The organism is Agrobacterium sp. 10MFCol1.1 (assembly GCF_000381165.1).
Classification (GTDB): Bacteria; Pseudomonadota; Alphaproteobacteria; order Rhizobiales; family Rhizobiaceae; genus Agrobacterium; species Agrobacterium tumefaciens.
Genome location: NZ_KB906076.1, coordinates 266962 through 288290 on the forward strand (window position 1 = coordinate 266962; position 21329 = coordinate 288290).

Sequence of the window (21329 nt, forward strand, 5' to 3'; positions counted from 1 at the left end):
GACAGATCATGCCGCAGTTTTTCATTAACAGGCCGGTTTTCGCCTGGGTCATCGCAATCCTGATCGTAATTGCAGGTGTCATCTCCATTCCCCAGCTTCCCGTTTCGCGCTTTCCGGTCATCGCGCCGCCCAGCGTCTCGATCTACGCCACCTATACTGGTGCGACGCCGAAGACGATCAATGACAGCGTTACCAGCCTGATCGAGCGCGAACTTTCGAGCGCCAAGAATATCCTTTATTTCGACTCGTCGGCCGACTCTTCCGGTTCCGCAAACATCACGGTCACCTTCAAGCCGGGCACCAATCCCGAGCTTGCCCAGGTGGATGTGCAGAACAGGCTGAAGGCCGTGGAGCCGCGCCTGCCGGAACAGGTTCGCCGCGCGGGCTTGACCGTGGAATCGGCATCGTCCGGTTTTTTGATGATCGTTTCGTTGAAATCGAAAGACGGGTCGCTCGACGCGCTCGCCCTTGACGATTATCTCGTGCGCAATATTGCGCCCGAGCTAAAGCGCGTTAGCGGTGTCGGCAGGGTGCAGTCATTCGGCTCGGAAGCGGCGATGCGCATCTGGCTCGACCCCGTCCGCCTCGTGGCCCATTCCATCTCCATGGCTGAGGCGACCCAGGCGATCCAGCAGCAGAACGTCCCGGTTGCCCCAGGGCGTCTCGGTGAATCTCCAACTGTACCGGGCCAGAAGGTCACCGTACCGCTGAATGTGAGCGGCCAGTTGCAGACCCCGGAACAATTTGCGCAGATCATCCTGCGTTCCAATCCCGATGGTTCCAGGCTGACATTGGGCGACGTCTCGACAATCGAAGTGGGCTCCCAGAGCTCAAGCTTCTCCATCCTGGACGGTGGCAAACCTGCAACGGCGGCAGCCATTCAGATGACGCCGGGCGCCAACGCGGTAAGCACGTCCAATGGCGTACGCGAGCGTCTGGCGGAGCTTGCCACTACCATGCCGCAGGGGATGGAATACGCCATTTCCTATGATACGGCACCATTCGTTAAGGTTTCCATCCAGAAGGTGGTTCAGACGCTCGCGGAAGCCATGGTCCTGGTGTTCCTGATCATGCTGCTGTTCCTGCAAAATCTGCGTTACACGCTCATTCCGGCCATCGTCGCGCCTATCGCCCTTCTCGGCACATTCGCGGTCATGCTGGCGATCGGTTATTCAATCAACGCGCTGACGATGTTCGGCATGGTTCTCGCAATCGGCATCATTGTCGACGACGCCATCGTCGTCGTGGAAAACGTCGAGCGTCTGATGGCTACAGAAGGACTTTCGCCTCTTGAAGCGACCCGCAAGGCGATGACGGAAATATCCGGTGCCGTCATCGGCATCACGCTTGTTCTGACGGCCGTTTTCCTGCCAATGGGCATGGCCTCCGGTTCGGTTGGCGCGATCTATCGGCAGTTCACCGTCTCGATGGCCGTTTCAATTCTATTCTCAGCCTTCCTGGCGCTCAGTCTGACGCCCGCGCTCTGTGCGACCCTTCTGAAACCGGTCAGCCACGATCATGATCAGAAAAAGGGCTTTTTCGGCTGGTTTAACCGTGCCTTTGAACGCCTGACCGAGCGCTACGCCGGCTGGGTTGCAATCCTCCTGCGCAAGACGGGGCGGACCATGGTGGTCTACCTCGCGATCATCGCTGCGGTCGGCTACGGTTACGCCAAGGTGTCGACGGCCTTTGTACCGGATGAAGACCAGGGCTCGTTCATGACATCCTACACATTACCGGCGGATTCCACGGCGGAGCGGACCCGCGCTGTCGTCGATCTGTTCGAAGACCACGTGAAGACCCGGCCGGACATCGCCAATAATTTGACCATCACGGGTTTCGGCTTTTCTGGCTCGGGACCGAACACTGCCATGTCTTTCACCACACTGAAGGAATGGGGTGCGCGAGAGACAAGCGTGGATGAAGAAGTGAACGCCGCGACCGTCGCGATGGCCAAGGCAAAGGAGGGACAGATTTTCAGCCTCAAGCCACCGGCAATCGATGAACTTGGGACGACATCGGGCTTTGCATTGCGGTTGCAGGACCGTTCCAACCACGGTGCAGAAGCGCTTGCCAAAGCTGCTGTCCAACTCACCCAGCTTGCGGGTGAGAGCAAGCTTGTGCGCGATGTTCGCGTTGATGGGCTTCCGCGTGGCCCGAGCGTCACGTTGAACATCGATCGGCAGAAAGCGAGCGTACTCGGCGTATCCTACTCGACCATTGCCGATACGCTAGGTGGTGCCGTCGGCTCGACCTATGTGAACGATTTTCCGCATGATGGACGCCTTCAGCAGGTGATAGTCCAGGCAAAGGCTTCAAGCCGCATGCAGGTGGATGACGTGCTCAATCTTCATGTCCGCAACGATGCCGGCAAAATGGTCCGCCTTTCGGAAATCGTCACACCGGAATGGTCGACAATGCCGCTGCAGTTCACCCGCTATAATGGCTACCCTTCCACCAGCATCTCCGGCTCCGCCGCATCGGGCGTCTCCAGCGGTAAGGCGATGGAGGAAATGGAACGGCTCGCGGCAAAGCTGCCCAAGGGTTTCGCCGTCGAATGGACCGGTCAGTCGCTGCAGGAGCGTCAGTCGGGCGCGCAGGCGCCGATATTGATGGCCTTTTCGTTCCTCATCGTTTTCCTGGTCCTCGCCGCGCTTTACGAAAGCTGGACGGTCCCGCTGTCCGTCATGATGGTCGTGCCTCTCGGCATTCTCGGTGCAGTCATCGCCGTCCATCTGCGAGGGTTGGAAAACGACGTGTTCTTCAAAGTCGGTCTCATCACGCTCATCGGCCTGTCTGCAAAAAATGCGGTGCTAATCGTGGAGTTTGCGCGAAAGAGACAGCAAGATGGACAATCGCTGATCGACGCCGTCATCGAGGCATCCCGGCTTCGACTCCGGCCCATCGTCATGACCTCGCTCGCGTTCACGCTCGGCATCGTGCCGCTCGTCATCGCGAAAGGCGCAAGTTCCGAAACACAAAATGCCATTGGAACTGGTCTTTTCGGCGGTATGATTTCCGCAACTGTCCTCGCCGTGATGTTCGTCCCTGTTTTCTACGTGCTGGTGGCGTCGTTGAAGCGCCGCTGAAAAGAGTTTGCGTGAGAAGTCCTAGACACTCTCTGCGTACAATCGGATATTGCGCCTTAAGCATTGGCGCTGTTCTGGCCTCCTGCTTACGCAGCCGACACGCTCGCCGTCCTTCGCTCCCATCGTCCCCTTCGCCGATAAGAAGCGAACCGGACAGGTTGATCGCGGTCGAAGCGATTGTCAGATCAAATATTCCAATGTGCGCGCTAAGCCATCTCGGTCAGCAGCTAGTGACGGAACAGAAGCGGCGCGGGCTCCACGAGCGATACAAGTAATAAAATACCTGTAAACCATTGATTTGGTATAATAAAAGCGGAGGGTCGCGTTCGTGTCCTTATCAGCGCGTTTGCATTCCCTCTCATTTGTAGAATGCTGTGTTGTGATCAGAGGATACACGAATTTGCTTTCGCTTCCCTCTTGATCAGGTCCCCCGGCGCGTTTCAGCTGAATCAGTTCTGGTGATCAATCAGCGAGAGGCGGCGCCTGCGGAAGCTCTTGCTTGCGTCATGCCACCTACTTTTGATCTCTCGTTCCAATCAGTAGCCACGTTGATTTCAAATGGTCACATACTGACTTTCAATTAGTCATCACCATAGTTTCAAACGGTCATCGATGAAGTTCAACGCGCCACCGAGCTGTTGTTGGCAATCAAGGAAAGTGTAAATACCGACCAGCGTCCGGGACGTTTCCTTCTGACTGGTTCAGCTAATCTCATGACGCTGCCAAGGGTGGCAGACTCGCTCGCAGGCGGAATGGAGGTCGTTCGACTGCTTCCGCTTGCGCAGAGCGAAATCAGAGCCGCCGGAAGCAGCTTCTTGCGCGACGCCTTTCAAAATCAAGCTAAGGATGGAGAACCCATCGTCGGCGACGATTTGATGGCTGCCGTCCTTGCCGGTGGATATCCCGAGGTATTGGGCCGCAAAACGTTGAGCCGCAGACAGGACTGGTATGCAGATCACATCCAAGCGATCGTTCAATGCGACGTTCGCGATGTAGCGCAAATCGAGCAGATTGCGAAAATGCCGCGCTTGCTGCACATATTGGCAGAGCATTCGTGACAAGCAACAGAATGGAGTCGATATCGTCATCGAAGACAGACGAGGGCAGATTGTCGGTATCGAGATAAAAGCGGCAGCATCCGTCAAGAATTCCGATTTTTCTGGATTGCGAATTTTGGCCGACGCTTGCGGCGAGCGCTTTGTATCAGGCATGGTCCTTTACGATCACCACAAGGTGGTTCCATTTGGAGAACGCCTATCCGCTGTACCAATCTCGGCATTGTGGCGATAGCGCTCGATCATTCGCTCTGGCTCTAGACACGCGAGCATCCGTGAAAATTCAACGGCTACGAAATTGGGCCTCAGGTTCAACTCCCTTCAAGGCGAAGAGAGCCATTTTATTGAGCAGATGAATAGTAGGTCTTGCTTCCAGAGTAGTTGGAGCCGCGAAAATCAAGCTGCGCAGGCTAAGAACTGCTGGAGCGGCACCAAATTATCGAGCGAAGTGAATATGCGGTCGCAAGTGATAAGGTGACGGTTCGACGACGGCTTCAACAGAAAATACGTCTCGCAACAACTCGCTCGTTAGAACGTCTTCAGGTGTACCGGATGCCACGATCTTGCCGGACTGAAGTACAAGCAACCGGTCGCAGAACATAGCGGCATGATTGAGGTCATGAAGCGCAATGATACTTGTGACTGGCAGCTCGGAGACAAGACGCAGAAGGCTGATCTGATGGTGCACATCGAGATGGTTTGTTGGCTCGTCCAGAATGAGTTCCCTTGGAGATTGCGCAAGCGCCCGCGCGAGCTGGGCCCGCTGCTTTTCCCCGCCCGAGAGGATCTGCCAGGGATCATTGCGCTTTGCCGTCATCTGCGTCCGTTCAAGCGCGGCCGTGACCGTGGCGTCGTCTTCAGTGGTCCAGCCCGAGAACATCGAGCGATGGGGGAAGCGGCCGAGTTTGACGACGTCAATAACCTTCAGATTGGCATTTGTCGTTGCATGTTGCTCGATAAATGCCACCCTCCGGGCAATTGTCCGGCGGCGGATTTTCGAGATGTTGATATTGTCGAGGGTTATCGTACCCGAGTGAGGTTGCTTGAGACCACTCAGCAAGCGAAGAAGCGACGTTTTTCCAGAGCCGTTGGGTCCCAGAAGACCCAACATCTTGCCGGGTTCGGCAGCGAAGGAAATGCCATCTAGGATCGTCTTGGAGCCAATCTTCCAGACCACATTGTCGGCGATAAAACTCATGGTGCGCGCTGAAGCCTGTATAAAATGACAGAGAAAAACGGGACCCCGACGAGTGCGGTCACAACGCCAATCGGCAGCACCTGCTGAGGGATCAGACTGCGTGACGCAATATCAGCAAGAACCATGAAGATAGCACCCGAGACTGCACAAGCTGGCAGTAACCTAGCATGCAGAGGACCCACCACGAAGCGGGCAGCATGAGGAATAACCAGTCCGACAAATCCAATCGTCCCGACCATGCTTACGATGGTCGCCGTCATGATTGCTGTCAGCGCAAAAAGAATGATCCGCATACGGCCGACATTGACGCCCATCGAGGCTGCCGCTTCATCGCCGAATGCAAAAGTATCCAAAACCCGAGAATAAAACAGGCACACAACCAATCCAATACTGACCACAATCGAAACTAGTTGGAATTCGGGCCAACGCACGCTACCGAAGCTACCCAGTAGCCAGAACATGACGTCTCTGGCCTGTTGCGCATTGCCCGACGTGGTCACGACATAAGAAGTCGCGGCATTAAATAATTGCGAGGCTGCAACGCCCGCAAGGATCGTTCTGTCAGCACCCCCACGTGCGCCGTTGGAGAGCAGCGCAACCAGAAAGAACGCTCCGAAGGCCCCTATGAAGGCGCCTGCGGAAAGAGAGATTGCGCCAGCTCCTATCCCCAGGATGACAACCGCCACAGCGCCAGTCGAGGCCCCGGCGGAAATGCCCAGAACATAGGGCTCTGCCAACGGATTGCGAAGGATTGATTGCATGATCGCGCCGCAAAGTGCCAAGCCTGCACCGCAGAATACAGCAACGAGCGAACGGCTCAAGCGATACTCCCAGATGATGGCCTCATGTATGCGATTGATCTCTACTGAGGTCCAGCCGAGCTTGTTGCTTATTGTCAAATATGTCGTGGCCAATGGGATCGGCATGTCACCGACCCCAACGCTGATACCAACGACAAGAGCGATGGCGGCGAGGCAAACAAGAAAATAAATCGCTTGTCCAACCACCGCATTGCTTACTTTACCTGAATAGACGGCTTTGCTCACTTGAGACCAAGTGCCTTCAACTGCTGTGCCACTTGTTCCGCACCATAGACGGTTTGAACGCTGGGGTTCATAGCCTGGGCGGGCATGATGACCAGAGCCTTGTTCTTGACCGCCGTCATCTGGCTAGTCGCGGGGTCGCTATTGAGGAATTTTATCTTTTCTTGGGCTTTGTCGAGTTCCCAGCGATTACGATCGACCTGCGTAACAACAATGACGTCCGGGTTTGAGGCAATGAGGCTTTCCCAGCCGATAGCGGGAGATTCAGCCTCATTTGTAACGGCGTTCGTTCCGCCGAGAAGGTCGGCGATAAAGCCGGAAGCGCTGTTCTTGCCACCGACATAAGCATCAGCAGAAGGTGATGGGCTGGAGAACCAGAATACGTAGGACAGCTTCTTCCTGTCTTTTGGCGCATCTGCCCGCAGCGTTGCTTCGCGATTTTTCAGATCAGCAATAACTTCCTGTCCCTTATCCGCGACGTCGAAGATTTGCGAGAGATCTTCGATCTCTTTAAACAGAGTATCCATGTTCCAGAGTTGCGAGCGATCGCCGTAACCGAATTTGTCATGCTTCGTGCCATCAGCTACGCAGGTGCTCGGTGAAATATAAGTGGGAACTCCCACTTTCTCGAAATCGTCTCGCTTTGCAACCTTGCTCGACGGCCCCAACAGGCTTGGCAGTGCGGCGGCAACGAAATCAGGGTTTTGTGCGAGGATCGACTCGAATGTCGGGAATTCGACCGTCAGAACTTTCACCTTGGCATTGGCCTCGGCGACCTGTGGAAGAACCTTGTTCGGCCAAAACGCGGTCCCGGCCATTTTGTCTTGAAGGCCAAGCAACAGCAAGATTTCTGCGCTATTCTGGCCAAGGGCAACAGCACGCTCAGGTGCCTTGGTAAAGGTCACGCTCACACCGCAATTTTCCACGGTCAGAGGGTACTTTGTAGCGGCTGCCTGTGCTGTCAATGGCGCAAGCCCAAGCAGACCAACGATCGTCCCGGAGATCAAAAGTTTCATCATGTTCTATACCCTCTTGTGGCCTTGCGGCTGCCAACACTTTCTTGGCGTCTAAATCATCAAAGCGGCAGCAAAACAAGAGGGTAATTGTCAAGTTAGATCGAGCTAAAGTTCCTATTCTTCTATCTCCCCGCGATGCTTGAAGTGGATGGCAGAAGATAAGTCCTAAATGCTCAACGACGGCCGCCCGCCCAAATTGCCCACGCCTTTCCGCCGAGAATATGTCGTTCCATGTGACGGCGAATGGTTTGATGGCTCAAGCTCAATCAAACCTGAATTGCAACAACGGATCGCCTCTTCTGATCCCATCAAGAGGTCGTCGGCAAAGGCGGTGCGGCTCTGCTTATACCCAGCTTTATCAAGGAAAATCTGATACACCACACTAGGCATTCTCCGCGAGAAAGATCTGGATGTCCGTTGAGATAGAGACCGCTTCTCCAGGCATTCTACCGAGGAGCTTTGCGATGGTCTCAACTGCCAGGCGTGCTTCCAAAAGGGGTCTCTGGTCGATAACCGCGTTGATCTTTCTGGATTTTAGCAGCATCCGTCGATTGGGCGTGAGTTCGTGGGTGATGACCACCGTATTGTCGATTCGGCCAAGGCGTTGCAGAGCACTGACAATCGGCAAAGCACCCGCGGACAGATGATATATGCCTCGTAATCCCGGGTCATCCCGAAATGCAATCTCTACGACACGGCCTGCTTCCTCCTGATTTTCTCCGGTCTCCAGAACCACGGCCAGACTGCATTCAGGATAACGCTCGGTCATGATGTCGCGAAACCCGGCTTCCCGTTCGCGATGGCCAGTGATATCGCGTGAGCCGGCAACCACGACGACGCGGCCGCCTTGCCGTCCGAGGAAAAGGCCCATCAGGTCGCCAGCCACCCGACCGGCCTGCCTGTCGTTCGGCCCCACATAGGCGGCACGCCCGCAATCTGCGAGGTCGGTCGCCAGAGTAACCACCGGGACATTGCGCGAAAGGAATGCTACGGCTTCTCGAACCCTGATATCGTCAGGGCTGGTGATGACGAGGCCATCATAGGAGCGACAATCGCGGACGGCTGCGGCGATCGCCGCCGGCTTTCGTGGATCGATGTGATGGACGAAGAATTGCACGTTCAGTGTTGCGTACATTCGCGATGCAAGATCGATACCCTCGCGCAAAGACGCGTGAAACGGGTTGACTGGCGGTTGGATAAGGACCGCGACACGTAGCGCGCGTGAAGGGGTACGATCTAGGGCCCGGTCAATACCGAGCGCCCGTGCAGTGGCCAAAATGCGGTCTTCTTTGTCGGTACGCACGCCGCCACGGTTGTTGAGAACCCGATCCACCGTCGCGGTCGAGACTCCGGCTGCCTTTGCAACATCCGAAATGCTTATCTTGCGTGCAGTCATTTACCTCTCCGCCCGGTTTTCTGATTGAATCCCATCAAATTCCAACTTTGTAAATCGGAGATCTCCAGCTAAATCTCTGCGTCAGGGAGGGTCGCCCACCAAGTGAGCGACACCAGGGAAGGACCAGAATATTATGGGTATAACAGTCACCACAGCACCGTGCTGCTGGGGCGTCGATGACGTGCGCAATCCAAACCTACCGCCGTGGGAAATGGTATTCGATGAAGTCAAGGCGGCCGGATATGGGGGAGTGGAGCTTGGCCCCTATGGTTATGTTCCGCTGGACATCGACATGGTTTCTCAGGCTCTGACAAGTCGAGGGCTCTATATCGTCGCCGGAACGATCTTCAATGATCTTGTCGCTGAGGAAAACCGCGATAGCCTGCTGCGCCAGACGGACGAGATTTGCGCTCTGATCACCCGTCTGCCGACGCCGCCGAAGGCGTCGGGCCAGCGATTTCCCGCACCTTATCTGACGGTGATGGATTGGGGACACGACGAACGCGATTATGCGGCGGGTCATTCCGACAGGGCACCCCGCCTCGATGACGCGGCATGGAACGGCATGATGGATAATATCAGGGCGATATCCGCTCTTGCCCGCGAGAAATATGGCGTTCGCGCCACCATTCATCCGCATGCCGGCGGTTACATCGAATTCGAGGACGAGATTGCCCGTCTCGCCATTGACATACCAAAGGAGGTCGCCGGTTTCTGCCTCGACACTGGCCATACCTGGTATGCCGGCATGGACCCTGTCCAAACCCTGCGCAAATACGCCGACCGTCTCGACTACATCCACTTCAAGGACATCGACAGGGCCGTCTTCGGACGCGTGATGGGCGAGCACATTCGCTTCTTTGAAGCCTGCGCGCAGGGGGTCATGTGTCCCATTGGCAAGGGTTGTATCGATTATCCCGCCATTCGCGCCCTTCTTGATGAGCTTGGTTATGAAGGCTTTATCACCGTTGAGCAGGAGCGTGATCCGCGCAACGCGGGCGGTAGCCTCGCCGACGTAAAACTCAGCCGTGACTATCTCAAGTCGGCTGGCTTCTAACAATCCGGGATAGAAACCTCATGATTTACGGAACGCGTCAGACAAAACGACCTCTTCGCTGGGCTATGGTGGGTGGTGGTCGCGGCAGTCAGATCGGTTATATTCACCGCAGCGCCGCCCTGCGTGATCGCTACTTCGATCTGGTCGCTGGCGCCTTCGACCTCGATGCCGAGCGCGGCCGCGCCTTCGGTGTTGAACTGGGGCTCGAGCCTTCGCGATGCTACGCCGACTGGCGTGCGCTTTTCGCAGAGGAGGCAAAGCGTCCGGATGGGATCGAGGCAGTATCGATCGCAACGCCCAACAATACCCACTACGAGATCACCAAGGCTGCACTGGAAAGCGGGCTGCACGTTGTGTGTGAAAAGCCGCTGTGCTTCACGGTGGCCGAGGCCGAGGATCTTCAGCGTATCGCCGCAGAGCGCGGCCGTATTGTTGGCGTGACCTACGGCTATAGCGGCCACCAAGTCATCGAGCATGCCCGCGAGCTCGTTGCTGCCGGCGAGCTCGGGGAAATTCGTCTGGTCAACCTGCAATTCGCCCACGGGTTTCACAACGAGGCTGTCGAGCTTCAAAACCCGGCGACCCGCTGGCGCGTCGATCCGAAATTCGCAGGTCCAAGTTATGTGCTCGGCGATATCGGTACACATCCGCTCTATATTTCCGAGGTCATCCTGCCCGACCTCCGTATCAAACGGCTTCTGTGCACCCGGCAGAGCTTCGTCAAGACGCGTGCACCGCTCGAAGACAACGCCATGACCCTGATGGAATATGACAATGGCGCGTTTGGCACCGTCTGGTCGAGCGCCATCAATGCGGGTTCCATGCATGGACAAAAGGTGCGCGTCGTCGGATCAAAGGCTTCGATCGAATGGTGGGACGAGCAGCCAAACCAGCTACGATTTGAGGTTCAGGGCGAGCCGGTACGCATTCTTGAGCGTGGCATGGGCTACCTGCACGCAAAGGCACTTGCCGACGATCGTATCGGTGCAGGCCATCCCGAGGGTCTCTTCGAGGCCTGGGCTAACCTCTACGACCGCTTTGCTATCGCTATGGAGGCGCGCAACGAAAACGATGGCGAACGCCTTGGGAGCCTTCGGTTTCCGGGGATTGCTGCAGGGGTTGAGGGCGTTCGCTGGGTTGAGAACTGCGTTCGTTCTGCCGATCTCGGCGGGGTCTGGGTCGACTATCGGTAGCGCGATGGAGGGAGCAGCACCACTGGCGCAGCCCCATAAATGATTGCCACCCACGCGACGTGGTCCAGCAAGCGATGCTTGTCCGCATCGACGCTCCCGTGAAGGGGCGAATTTATATTATCAGGAGGTTTTGATGAAACACGCACTCGATCCGCACATGATCCGTCATTTATCTCTGGAGGAAATTTGCCGAAAGACCGCCGAGCTGGGATACGATTATGTTGAGCTCTCACCCCGTCCGGACTTTCTCTCCTGGTGGACGCGTCCGAAGGTTTATCCCGAGAGGGTAAAGAGCTTCAAGAAGGCCCTCAAGGACCATGGGGTGGGCCTGGCAACGCTGCAGCCAATGTACCGCTGGGCCAGCCCATACCAAGACGAGTGGGAAACGGCGATAGAGAACTGGAAGCGTGCCATCGAAATTGCGGCAGAGATGGAATGCCCGATGTTGGTCTCGGAGTTTGGGCGAGGGGGATCCCCGGATCGAAGCCTGAATGACCGCAGTGGGTTGCATCGTCCGGAGACGTGTGAGGGGCAGTTTTTCCGTGCGATGGATATCCTCGTGCCAATTCTGGAGCGCGAAGGGCTGATCCTCTCGCTCGAAGCGCATCCAGAGGACTGGATTGAGGAAATCGCCCCTGCCATCGATATCATCAAGACGATCAATTCAAAGGCTGTAAAGGCATCGTTCATCGCGCCCCATACCTTCTTCTACGGTCCCGACATGGTTGCTAACCTGCGAGCGACCGAGGGGCTTCTAGCACATGTGCGCCTCGCAGACACCTATGACCATAACAAGTCTTCGCAACTGCGCTACATTGTAAATCCGCCTGGAGCGAAGGTGCGCGTCCATCAACACACCGACTTCGGCCAAGGTGAGATCAACTGGGAAGTATTCTTCTCAACTCTTGCCGACATGAAATTCGACGGTGTCCTTTCAAATTGCGTTTTCGCTTGGGAGGACCGAGCCGAAGACAGTGCCCGTTTCATGCTTCGTGAGACACAGATGTATGTGAACAAATACTGGCCAAAGTAACTCCTCCTCAATCGCGGAGTGGTCGAAAAGGCCCTGCGATATGACCAGGCTTTTGTGGCTCGACCAGATCAACTGGCCTTTCGATGCTATCCCACAGTCGCGGGATAGTTCACTGGGCCACCTCTGGTACGAGCGCCTTCAACGCGGAGAAGGCCTTCTCGGTTCGACAGAGGTCCGGGCTGACTGTGAATGGCGCATGATTGCGCCACGCTTGCCCAACGAGCCGCGAGGCCGAGAAGCGGCAGCTATTGACGGGGCATGGGGTCAGTACGTTTCAAGAGCTTTAATTGGACGCATTCATTGCGGCTCGCAAGGTATCGTTGATGCGCTCTTGCCAGCCCGGACCGTCGGCTTGAAAATGCGCGAGCACATCACTGTCGATTTTCAATGATACAAGCTCTTTGGTGTTAGGAATTGCAGGCCGTTCAACGGCTGGCGCTGCGACCTTCTTTGCCGGTTTGAATAGCGCCTCTGCTGCGTCTTTCGGATTGGACGGTCGTCGGGGTGTTGCCATGGTCATATATCCTCTTGTGTCGTGCGCTCGAACAGCGCAGCCTGTCAGTTTCTGTTTGCAGGCTGTATGTGAAACACAGCGGTGGTCGCAACCCACGTGTAGTGGTTAGCCGGAAGAACGTAATTGCTGCCGATAAACCGGTCAGCCTCTCCCGCGCAATCTGGAAGAGATTGTGCACCGTTATCCACACTTGCATTCGGAGGCCGCAGGTTCTTGTCAAGGTGTTAGCGCCCCTTGGCGAGATACACACCCTTCGTGTTGACCTATTCTCATGCCCTTTCCGCTGGCGGAGCGTTTCACTCCCCTGCCGCCACCCCCTCGCGTCGTGGATCCGCGCTGCCGATCAAACCTTCGGCGGTTATCTCGATGGCATGCAAACCGGAATTCATCTCGCCCGGTTTCACCTCGTAACCCAGCGTCTTCAGTGGCCCTGCCAGACCTTCCGCGCTTGTACCGGCCTCGATGTCGTAGGTGCCGAAGCGGTTGATGAGATGCGGCTGGGAGACGATCGCCTCTACAGGCATGCCCCAATCGATATAGGCGATTAGTGCCTGCGCTACATAGCCGATGATCTGGCTGCCGCCCGGCGAACCGATGGCGAGCAGCGGTTTGCCACCCTTCATCACGATCGTCGGGGCCATGGAGGAGCGCGGTCGTTTGCCTGGCTCAACGCGGTTGGCGATCGGCAGACCGCCATCATGGGTCTTGAAGGAAAAGTCCGTCAACTCATTATTGAGCAGGAAGCCGTTCGTCATCAGACGCGAGCCGAAGCCGCTTTCGATCGTTGTCGTCATCGAGACCACGTTGCCGTCCTTGTCGACGATGACAAAATGGCTTGTGGAGGGCAACTCGATCGCCGCATCCCGGCCGAAAAGCAGCGCGTGGTCCCATTCCGGCTCGCCGGCCTTGACGGCATCGTTGGTCAACGCCTTATCGCCGTCGAGCAGCTTTGCCCTCCCGCCCAAATAGGTCTTGTCCAAGAGGCCCTTGATCGGCAGCGGCAGGAAATCGGTGTCAGCGACGTAACGCTCGCGGTCGGCGAAGGCGAGACGCTGGGCGTCGCCGATAATGCGCCAACTGTCGACATTTTTTGGCCCAAGCGCCTTGAGATCAAAATTCTCCACCAGACCAAGCATCTGGCCGATGGCGATTCCGCCCGACGACGGCGGCCCCATGCCGCAAACGTCAAGAGCACGATAGGCAAAGCAGACCGGCTCGCGCTCGACGACCCGATAGTTGGAAAGATCGGCCAGCGACAGCACGCCGGGATTGTCGGCCGCCTCGCGCACAGTCTTGACAATCGCCTCGGCAATTCGCCCTTTGTAAAAGGCATCGGCGCCGCCTTTGGCGAGCGCCGCAAGCGTCTCGGCATAGGCCGGGTTCTTCAAAGGAACGCCGGCCCGCAGGGCGGCCCCGGAGGTGTCAAAGAAATAGGACCGGGGTTCTGTATATTTCTTCAACCGGTCTCCCTCGGACGCGATCAGGGAGGCAAGACGCGGTGACACCTTAAAGCCCTCTGTAGCCAGCGTTTCCGCCGGCTTCAGCAGGCTTGCCCATTCGGCCTTTCCATAGCGTTTGTGGGCTTCCTCCAGAAGTCGCACCGTTCCCGGCGTGCCAACAGAGCGGCCGCCGACCACTCCGTCCATGAATTTTAGCGGTTGACCCTTGTCATCCAGGAAGAGCTTCGGTGTGGCTTCAATCGGCGCCGTCTCGCGGCCGTCAAACGTGGTCAACTTGCCGCTTTTTGCATCGTAATAGACGAGGAAGGCCCCCCCACCGAGACCGGAACTCTGCGGTTCAACGAGGCCGAGCATGGCCTGCACCGCCACCATTGCATCGATGGCGTTACCGCCCCTGGCAATCACATCACGCCCTGCCTCAGTCGCCAGCGGATTGGCCGCCGCTACCATGAAGCTCTTTGCCTCGATGCGTTTGGCAGTCGCAATATCGGTCGCTTTTTCGGGCGCCACCGTATCCGACGCCTGCTGCGCGGAGGCGACTGCGGTGGAAAGCATCAAGGCGAAAAATGCCTCACCGAGAAATCTCATTTTCATCAGTCCAATCCTCCAGCGTCGTACAACTCGTTAATGTAGCGGGGCATTCAACTGAGCCAGCAGGCAGGCCGAACCTGTTTTGACCACGGCACGGACCATTTTCAGAACTCTCCCTTGACTGCTGCAAAGCTTCGGTCTTCACCGGTATTTCAGCCCCGTCCGTTGGCTCGCTCCGCTGTTAAGCCTCTGTCTGGCGCGCCGCTCTTTTTCGGCACTATGTTGGCTGTGTCGCCGCATGTCCATCATGTCGAAGGGTCGACCTATCATTCGAAGAATTGGCGGCTTAGACAAGACGGATGTCGCGTACATGGCGCTTTGGCTGATGTTCCCTGTGGTGGTGGCTTTAGCAGCTTATATTTTCGAGAGGTTTATTGAGTGGCCCCTCGCCAGACGCTCCAAGCCGATGAAAGAAAAAGCTCAAAAAATATCTCTTGCGCTCCGATAACTGACTAAGGGGAATGCTTGAAGAGTGATAGCCTGTGGCAACACTCAGGTCGCAATCAGTCCCTTCGGCAGCAAGTCTTCTGTGATGATTACCCCTGCACGATGAACCGATCGATGGTCGCAGGGTTGGGAGCCTGTTGCGACGCGATCACGCGAAGATTGCGTCAGACCTTCGGGCAGCATCATCCGAACCAGCAAACCACTTACCACGAACACAGACATGTTGACGCTGGCTGTATCGACAGCCGGTATGGGAAATCGGAATCGCACCGCTGCCTGAAGTAGGCGGACGCGCCTATAGGTTGCAACCTGGGCGACCGGGTGAGAGCCCGCATAATAACCAGATGCCATTTAAAAGGCACAGCTGATACGAAACGATTGAAATTTAGCTCTGTAGTTTTTCGTGGACGAGTTTTTGCGATTTCAACGCTGGCAGATGCCTATGTTTTAGGCGATTTCGAAAAATTTATTAATGCAATCTTAACGATGTTGCGTCGCAAAAAAACTTGGTGAACTATTTTAATACTGCGGGAGGAAAGGCTGTTCAACAAAACAGGAGTTGATATCATGCTGTTCCGCAATAGAGACAAAGAAGTGCGCCAAAGTGCGTCGGTGAAGCTGGCCTCCTATACTGTCCTTGGCGTTGTCGCCACGGTGTTTTCATCTTCTGTGTTTCCGCCGGTCTTCACATCCCAGACGAACCGCGCCCTCATCAATGCACCAGTCATTCCGCTGACGACACCGATCAGCGGTGTGGTAAAGATATCCGACAAGAACGGTAAGGCTGCTATTGAAAACGACAAGGTCGACAATACCACGCTCATCGGCCTGAAGGTGCAATTGGCAGCACTCGATAATGAACTTCGCCAGAAGAACGGAATTATTGGCGACTATGCCAGCCGCATCGACGATTTGAACAAGGATCTTGCCAGTCAGCAGGCGGCGTTACTGCAAAGAACCGAATCTGACCTACAGGCAGCCAATGCAGCCTTGCAGATGGTGACCTATTCGACCCGAATTGCAAAAGCGGAAGCCACGCGAAAACAGAAGCTGATGGCGAAGGGGATGTATTCTGGAATCGGAGAGGATATAGCGGACACAATACAACTTGAAGATACAAAGCTGCAAGCTGCCAAAGTCGCCGTTGACAAACTCACCAAGGAAATGAACTTCGCGCGCCAAGGCATCTATATCGGCTCCGATTTGCAATCGCTGCAAAATCTTCAGCAGGAAATTCGCACACGGTCCGCAGATCTGCTGCAGATCCGGATGCAGATGACCACCATGCAGACGCGCAAAAGCGAGCTCGAAACGCTGGCATCTGCGGAGAGCGCACGTATTGAAAGACTGACCCGCGCCGATCTTTCCATTCCACCGGGCACAACGCTCTACAAGCCCGTGGCTGCGACCGGCCGTGAAGTGGTTGCAGGCGACACGCTGGCGGAGGCGCTTGACTGCCGCAACGCTTTCGTCGTGGCGATTTTTTCAGAGCGTCAGGCACAGGCGCTTTCCGTCGGCTCTCGGGTGAAGGTGAGTTCCGATGCCTGGGCGGAAGAATCCGATGGGGTGGTGGAGCGCCTGGTGCCACGTACTACCGAACGTGTCGACCTCGATTATGCCGTGCCCTTTCCACCAACAGAGCGGCGAGAGCTCTACGCCTATATTCGCATGGACAGCAGGGCACAGGAAAAATTGACCGAGAACGGCGCCTGTTCGGTCGGCACGTGGGTGAGTGTGAGCCTGCGGCGCGAGTGGCTCGGCAAAACCCGGAATTATGTGCATGAAGCATCAGCCAGCCTGTTCCAGTTTGCAAAGACCTCCGTCAGCGAATTGTCGGATGTCAGGCAGGCCGCATGGGCACTGATCGAAACGTCGCGTGATACGCTATCCGCACACACTGGTATCGAGTGGCCCCAACAGCGGCCGGACGTGCCTGGCCGGGCACATCAGCCCGATATCATCACCCAGCACCCTTTCGGCAATACGGATGCCACCGGAAAGGCACCGCGCACCCAATCCTGACACCCGCATGGATTGGACGGGCCCCTGCGGGAGTGCGATGCAAACCCGCAGGGCGACCCACCACCTGTTTAAGACACTCGAAGCAACCTCATTCACGCGCGGCGTGCCGCGCGCCTGACCAACCATGAGGATAAGTCGATGTATTTCAGCCCTGATGGCGATGTCCAGTCGGTACTCTACGTCAATCTTGTCATCGCCCTTTGCGCGATCCTGTTTACCATACTGGCCGACCCGCGCAGGGTCCTGGACCGGTTGGCCTTCAGTGCGATTATGCTGCTGTCTCTTGGCCTTTACATATTTTGGCGCGCCACCGATACGCTGCCGCCCTTCGAGCTTTCTCTGGAGACTGCATGGAACTACATTTATTTCACCTTCGAGCTGATCTCCGTTCTTTACGCCATCGGCTCGATCCTGATCCTGACGAGGCGGACGGACTGGACTTTCCTGGCTGATAGAGGGGAAGCCGCGATTGCAACTAATTCCGATGCGCCACTCGTCGACGTCTTTATCTGCACCTACAACGAACCTTTAAACGTCCTTGAGAAGTCGGTTATCGCGGCCCAGGCCATGCAATATCCGCAGCTGCGTGTTTTTGTCTGCGACGACACGCGCAGGCCGGAAGTGCGGCAGTATTGCGAGACGGTCGGCGTCAATTATGTGACGCGCCCAGACAATAGACATGCCAAGGCGGGAAATCTGAACAATGCACTTGAACACACCAATGCGCTGCCACAGGTTTCCGATTTCATCATGGTTCTGGATGCGGACTTCGCGCCACAGGCCAACTTCCTTCGTCGCGTAACCGGTCTTTTCGCCGATCCCAAGGTGGCAGTTGTGCAGACACCGCAATTTTACTTCAATTGCGACCCCATCCAGCACAACCTCGGCATCCGCAATTCCTTCGTCGATGATCAACGTGTATTCTTTGATGTATTCCAGCCGGCCAAGGACGCGGTCGGTTGCGCTTTCTGCGTCGGGACGAGTTTTGTCGTGCGGCGGGCGGCGGTCAACGAGCTCGGCGGGTTTCCGCATGATGCACTTTCCGAAGATATGCTGCTGACCTACCGCCTGATGGAGCGAGGTTACGTCACACGCTGGCTCAACGAAAAACTCAGTGTCGGTCTATCGGCTGAGGGCCTGCCAGAATATATCACGCAACGCACGCGGTGGTGCCTGGGCACCATTCAGATCGGCCTTCTGCGGACGGGACCATTGTGGCGCGGCAAGTTCACGCTGACACAAAGGCTGCATTATCTGCACGGGCTGTTTTGCTGGCTGTCGAAGCCTTTCATCCTCTGCCTGTTGCTGGCACCATCGATCTACTGGCTCACAGGCGTTTCCGCCCTCCAGGCCGACGAGCTGATGTTCATGAAATTTGGACTGTCGTCACTGGCTTTGTTTTGGGCCTACTCCACCTGGATATCGGGAAAACGCACCCTACCGCTGTTCACCGAAGTGACGCATGCGCTGACCGCTGTTCCCATCACCATCACGTTGTTTCAGGCTATGCGCAAACCCTTCGGACGTCCCTTTAAAGTCACGGAGAAAGGTGGTGACCGGTCACAGGTGCGCATTCACGGCCCCACAGCGCTATTTTTCGCAATCGTCACCGTCACCTCCGCGGTTTCAGTTCTGCTCGCCGTTTACGCATGGGACGCCCCTGTAGAATTTTCGGCGCGAGATTGTCTCAACCTCATCTGGTCGGCGGTCGCCATGGTGATTGCCTTCACCAGCCTCATCTGCTGCATTGAATTACCACGTGTAGACAAGGAAGAGCCGATCGGCGTGGATCTCGAAGGCCGTTTGCAATGCGCAAGCGAGGTGAAGGCGGTGCGGATCGTGGCGCTTTCGACCGAAACCGCGACCCTGGCGGATTTCAACCGGTCTTACGCCGAGGCAGAGTCCCTGTACGTGCCCGAGGTGGGCTGGCTGCAGATCGATGCAACGAAAGTCTCGCAAACGCCCGGCAAATTCACTCTCACCCCTACTGCCGACCAGCATCGTGCAATCTTGAGGCTGCTTTTCCGCAATGCGCCCGAAAATGTCGCGGAACAGGGCGACCTCCTGAAGTCCATGCAGATGCTACTCGCAAGGGCCTTCAGCTAAAACAATTCGCGCCAAACCCGGGACCGTGCTCGACGTAAACCGCAAGCTAGAGGCGGGGTTATTTGGAAAAGCGCCCACCAAACGGGAAACTCATGTCTGTCAAATCGATCATCGCGACAGTTCTCATGACCTGCTTCACAACAGGAGTGGTCGCTGCTGGCGATGGGCGCACCGGTTCCGGATCAGTTCGCGACCGCCTTGCTGTTAGCTTGTGCGCGGGTCTCGTTGGGAAGATGGACAAATCCACCACCCCCTTCGTATTTCGGAGCTTTGAGCCTGCACCGGGCGGTAAAGCGCTTGATCCCGCTCTTTCAAATGCGGGTTTCACCTATGACAATGCCCTGGCGACGATTGCCCTTTTTTCCTGTGGCAACGATGCCGAAGCAAAAAGGGTTGCCGATGCGCTGCTGCTCGCCGTCAACAACGATCGCTATTACAGCGATGGCCGCCTGCGCAACGCTTACCGTTCCGGCCCCGTTGCGAACGAAAACGATGCTATGCTTTTGCCCGGTTTCTGGAGTGAGGCCAGCAAGACGTGGGTCGAGGATGATTATCAGGTGGGCAGCGCAACGGGCAACCTGGCCTGGGCGGCACTTGCGCTTCTCACTGCCAGTGAACGATTAAGCAATCCGTCCTATGTGCAGGCAGCGACCAAACTCATGCGCTGGATCGATGCGCATACGGCGGGCGTCCGCGATATCGGCTACACAGGTGGCACATTCGGTCATGAGCCTGCACCGGCCAAACTCGAGTGGAAATCGACGGAACATAATCTCGATGTGTATGCCGTTGCGGGTTGGCTCGCCGAAATTGAGGGAGCGCGCGCCTGGCAGGCGATGCGGGACAAAACAGGCAAATTTCTTGATGCGATGTGGAATGAGCAGCAGGGACGGTTTTACGTCGGCAGCCTACCCGGAAGCGACACACCCAACTCGAGCCAGTCCGGAATAGATTCCGAGCTCTGGCCCATTCTCGCCGTGCCGGAGTTTCGGGGCCGCAGTGGGCGTGTTCTGCATTGGGTTGATCGGCATTATGCGGTTGCGGGAGGTTTTGATTTTAACGACGATCAGGATGGTGTGTGGCTGGAAGGTACGGCCCAGGCCGCGCTGGCATTTCAGCAGGTCGGCGATGCCGAGCGGGCCGAGGCGCTGCTTGCCACCATCGCCGCACAAATATCTCCCGATAACCTGATCTACGCGACAGTCGGGGACGAACTGACGACCGGGCTGATGATCGGGCCGACCTCGACATTTGCCGACTTCAAATATTTCAGGTTGCCGCATGTCGGGGCTACTGCCTGGGCAATCCTTGCAGCGAAAGGCTGGAACCCTTTTCTTAGAAAAAGCGGTTGTATTCGTCTTTGTGAGGGATAATCGTTCGTCTCGGCGGCAGCAGACGGATATTGCTCCAGGCCGTTGCGCCGGAGATTGAAAACTGGGACGCATGACGCTGCTGAAAGCGGCGAAAAGCGTAAAACCGCAACGTTGACTGCCGACTGGCAGTTCCAGTGGTTCAAGCCTAACGGTACGATCAACGAAGCCGAATACCGCCCACTGCCAGACCTGTCAGATGCCCGGTGCGGATCGGAACTTCCTGTGCACCTTCAACGACATGCGGCGGTCCGAAGGACCGAGCACAGATTCGGCGATGCTGTCGCGGATACGCGTCCGTGATGTTATCGGCCCGCTATTTAAGGGTGCTTGCCTTCGCTCATTCGCTATTTAATTCAAACGCCGATCCCTTAAATAGCGCTGCGCCGGCACAGTAGGGCATGTCCGAATAGCATCCCAACCTCCAGCGGGGCCGCTTCGTTGAAACGCCTGTGGCAGCCGAAATCATGCGCGCCTCCGGTTTCACCAGGCTGCTCCCGCGCCAGGAACTGTTCGTGGTGTGGTCTGATCCTTTCAACTGCGTGGCGCAAGACGTCTACTATTTCCCGGAAGCTGTCATCACGCATGCTTACCTGCGCTTGTCGGAATCGAACCGACAGTCGACGATTCATCTTTAGTTTGCCACGGCCAGGTCCGCGTATGTGAGAATCGCCTGACAACGCCGAATGCAACCTATTCGGTCGGAACCGGCGATGGAAACGCAGACTTAAGGACATAA

15 protein-coding genes are annotated in these 21329 nt (G+C 56.5%); 9 read left to right on the plus strand and 6 right to left on the minus strand.

Annotated features, from left to right (window positions below; genetic code table 11):
* Window positions 1–8: 8 nt before the first annotated feature.
* Both F617_RS0114700 and F617_RS28875 read left to right on the plus strand, forming a co-directional pair.
* Window positions 9–3089, plus strand: a complete 3081-nt coding sequence (locus tag F617_RS0114700; RefSeq protein WP_019565826.1) for a multidrug efflux RND transporter permease subunit — start codon at window positions 9–11, stop codon at window positions 3087–3089.
* 641 nt (window positions 3090–3730) lie between these two features.
* Window positions 3731–4147 carry an AAA family ATPase gene (locus tag F617_RS28875; protein ID WP_245260805.1) on the plus strand — a complete coding sequence of 139 codons (417 nt, stop codon included), beginning with the start codon at window positions 3731–3733 and terminating at the stop codon, window positions 4145–4147.
* 433 nt (window positions 4148–4580) lie between these two features.
* On the opposite strand, the gene F617_RS0114710 is transcribed toward F617_RS28875, so the two are convergent.
* The 4 genes from F617_RS0114710 to F617_RS0114725 all read right to left on the minus strand — a co-directional run bounded on the left by F617_RS0114710 (window position 4581) and on the right by F617_RS0114725 (window position 8797).
* Window positions 4581–5342, minus strand: a complete 762-nt coding sequence (locus tag F617_RS0114710; protein WP_019565828.1) for an ABC transporter ATP-binding protein — start codon at window positions 5340–5342, stop codon at window positions 4581–4583.
* Window positions 5339–6349, minus strand: coding sequence for an iron ABC transporter permease (locus F617_RS0114715; RefSeq protein ID WP_034502209.1), 1011 nt, complete (start codon window positions 6347–6349; stop codon window positions 5339–5341). Before F617_RS0114715 ends, F617_RS0114710 begins: the two co-directional genes overlap by 4 nt.
* Window positions 6350–6384: 35 nt before the next feature.
* Window positions 6385–7404 (minus strand): ABC transporter substrate-binding protein, encoded by a 1020-nt coding sequence (locus tag F617_RS0114720; RefSeq protein ID WP_019565830.1) that lies wholly within the window; start codon window positions 7402–7404, stop codon window positions 6385–6387.
* A gap of 379 nt (window positions 7405–7783) precedes the next feature.
* The gene (locus tag F617_RS0114725; protein WP_019565831.1) at window positions 7784–8797 is read right to left on the minus strand and encodes a LacI family DNA-binding transcriptional regulator; all 1014 of its coding nucleotides are present in this window, start codon (window positions 8795–8797) and stop codon (window positions 7784–7786) included.
* 133 nt (window positions 8798–8930) lie between these two features.
* On the opposite strand from F617_RS0114725, the gene F617_RS0114730 reads away from it, so the two are divergent.
* The 3 genes from F617_RS0114730 to F617_RS0114740 all read left to right on the plus strand — a co-directional run bounded on the left by F617_RS0114730 (window position 8931) and on the right by F617_RS0114740 (window position 12080).
* Entirely contained in the window at window positions 8931–9854 is a 924-nt protein-coding gene (locus F617_RS0114730) for a sugar phosphate isomerase/epimerase (protein WP_026330870.1), read from the plus strand.
* A 20-nt stretch (window positions 9855–9874) separates the two neighbouring features.
* Complete coding sequence (locus F617_RS0114735; RefSeq protein ID WP_026330871.1) at window positions 9875–11047, plus strand: Gfo/Idh/MocA family protein; 1173 nt, start codon at window positions 9875–9877, stop codon at window positions 11045–11047.
* Between the two features lie 133 nt (window positions 11048–11180).
* The gene (locus F617_RS0114740) at window positions 11181–12080 is read left to right on the plus strand and encodes a sugar phosphate isomerase/epimerase family protein (RefSeq protein ID WP_019565834.1); all 900 of its coding nucleotides are present in this window, start codon (window positions 11181–11183) and stop codon (window positions 12078–12080) included.
* A 283-nt stretch (window positions 12081–12363) separates the two neighbouring features.
* On the opposite strand, the gene F617_RS27095 is transcribed toward F617_RS0114740, so the two are convergent.
* Both F617_RS27095 and ggt read right to left on the minus strand, forming a co-directional pair.
* On the minus strand, window positions 12364–12594 hold the full coding sequence (locus F617_RS27095; RefSeq protein WP_013637508.1) for a BrnA antitoxin family protein: 231 nt from the start codon (window positions 12592–12594) through the stop codon (window positions 12364–12366).
* Between the two features lie 296 nt (window positions 12595–12890).
* The gene (ggt, locus tag F617_RS0114750; protein ID WP_019565836.1) at window positions 12891–14648 is read right to left on the minus strand and encodes a gamma-glutamyltransferase; all 1758 of its coding nucleotides are present in this window, start codon (window positions 14646–14648) and stop codon (window positions 12891–12893) included.
* Window positions 14649–15659: 1011 nt separating this feature from the next.
* Here ggt and F617_RS0114760 point away from each other — a divergent pair.
* The 4 genes from F617_RS0114760 to F617_RS0114775 all read left to right on the plus strand — a co-directional run bounded on the left by F617_RS0114760 (window position 15660) and on the right by F617_RS0114775 (window position 21228).
* Window positions 15660–17114, plus strand: a complete 1455-nt coding sequence (locus F617_RS0114760) for a hypothetical protein (protein ID WP_019565838.1) — start codon at window positions 15660–15662, stop codon at window positions 17112–17114.
* A 138-nt stretch (window positions 17115–17252) separates the two neighbouring features.
* A complete protein-coding gene (locus tag F617_RS0114765) occupies window positions 17253–19220 on the plus strand; it encodes a glycosyltransferase family 2 protein (RefSeq protein WP_019565839.1) in 1968 nt (655 codons plus the stop codon).
* Window positions 19221–19312: 92 nt separating this feature from the next.
* Window positions 19313–20593 (plus strand): hypothetical protein, encoded by a 1281-nt coding sequence (locus tag F617_RS0114770; protein WP_019565840.1) that lies wholly within the window; start codon window positions 19313–19315, stop codon window positions 20591–20593.
* Between the two features lie 449 nt (window positions 20594–21042).
* Window positions 21043–21228 carry a hypothetical protein gene (locus F617_RS0114775; protein WP_019565841.1) on the plus strand — a complete coding sequence of 62 codons (186 nt, stop codon included), beginning with the start codon at window positions 21043–21045 and terminating at the stop codon, window positions 21226–21228.
* Window positions 21229–21329: the final 101 nt, after the last annotated feature.